This window comes from Arthrobacter sp. 9V, assembly GCF_902506065.1.
GTDB lineage: Bacteria > Actinomycetota > Actinomycetes > Actinomycetales > Micrococcaceae > Arthrobacter.
Genome location: NZ_LR733013.1, coordinates 1 through 1,301, shown reverse-complemented (window position 1 = coordinate 1,301; position 1,301 = coordinate 1). Strand labels below are relative to the sequence as shown.

Annotated in this window: 1 protein-coding gene and 1 pseudogene; both read left to right on the top strand. The window is 68.4% G+C overall.

Features of this window, described 5'->3' with window-relative positions:
- Window positions 1–288 (top strand): annotated as a pseudogene (locus tag BACI9J_RS23345) (DNA repair protein RecN); the annotation flags it as partial.
- Window positions 289–449: 161 nt separating this feature from the next.
- A partial coding sequence (locus BACI9J_RS23340) for a CTP synthase (RefSeq protein ID WP_159736717.1) occupies window positions 450–1,301 on the top strand: 852 nt, incomplete at its 3' end.

Sequence of the window (1,301 nt, the reverse complement as noted above, 5' to 3'; positions counted from 1 at the left end):
GGTGTCGGTGGGGCGGCGGCCATCGAGATCGGCCGGCGGCTGGCGAAGCTCGCCGAGCGCACGCAGGTCATCGTCGTCACGCACCTGGCCCAGGTCGCCGCGTTCGCGAACAACCACCTCAACGTCGTGAAGGACGCCAGCGGTGCCGTGACCTCGTCGAGTGTGCGACGGCTCGAAGGCGAGGACCGGCTGCAGGAGATGGCTCGGCTGCTCTCCGGGCTCGGCGACAGCGCCAGCGGCATCGAGCACGCCCGCGAGCTGCTCGACGTGGCCGGCCAGCGGGCCTGACGGCCAGACCTGCCTGATCCCGGTGACCGGGCCACGGCCCGGTGACCGGGCCACGGCCCGGCGACCCGGCCACGGCACGGTGACCCAGCCACCCACCCGCGCAACGCCCACGGCGAACCGGGGTCGCGCCTCCCGGCAGTTCTGACGTACGATGGAATCTCGTGGCGGACACTCTCAGCGGCGGTACCAATTCTTCGAACTCGACCCCGAAGGTGACGAAGCAGATCTTCGTGACCGGCGGGGTCGTCTCGTCTCTCGGCAAGGGCCTGACGGCGGCCAGCCTCGGCAACCTGCTCACTGCTCGCGGCCTCAAGGTCGTCATGCAGAAGCTCGACCCGTACCTCAACGTGGACCCGGGCACCATGAACCCGTTCCAGCACGGCGAGGTCTTCGTGACCGACGACGGCGCGGAGACGGACCTCGACATCGGGCACTACGAGCGCTTCCTCGACATCAACCTGTCGCAGGCCGCGAACGTCACGACCGGTCAGGTGTACTCGACGGTGATCGCCAAGGAGCGTCGCGGCGAGTACCTCGGCGACACGGTGCAGGTCATCCCGCACATCACCGACGAGATCAAGCGCCGGATGCGCGAGCAGGCGCAGAACGACCCGCAGCCCGACGTCATCATCACCGAGGTCGGGGGCACCGTCGGCGACATCGAGTCGCAGCCGTTCATCGAGTCCGCCCGTCAGGTGCGGCACGAGCTCGGCCGAAGCAACGTGTTCTTCGTGCACGTGTCGCTGGTGCCGTTCATGAACGCCTCGGGTGAGCAGAAGACCAAGCCGACCCAGCACTCCGTCGCCGCGCTCCGCTCGATCGGCATCCAGCCCGACGCGCTCGTGCTGCGGAGCGACCGTCCGGTGTCGGAGTCGAACAAGCGCAAGATCGCGCTGATGTGCGACGTCGACGAGGACGCCGTGGTGAACGCTGTGGACGTCCCCTCGATCTACGACCTGCCGACGCTGCTGAACAACCAGGGTCTCGACCAGGTCATCGTCGAGGCGCTCAAG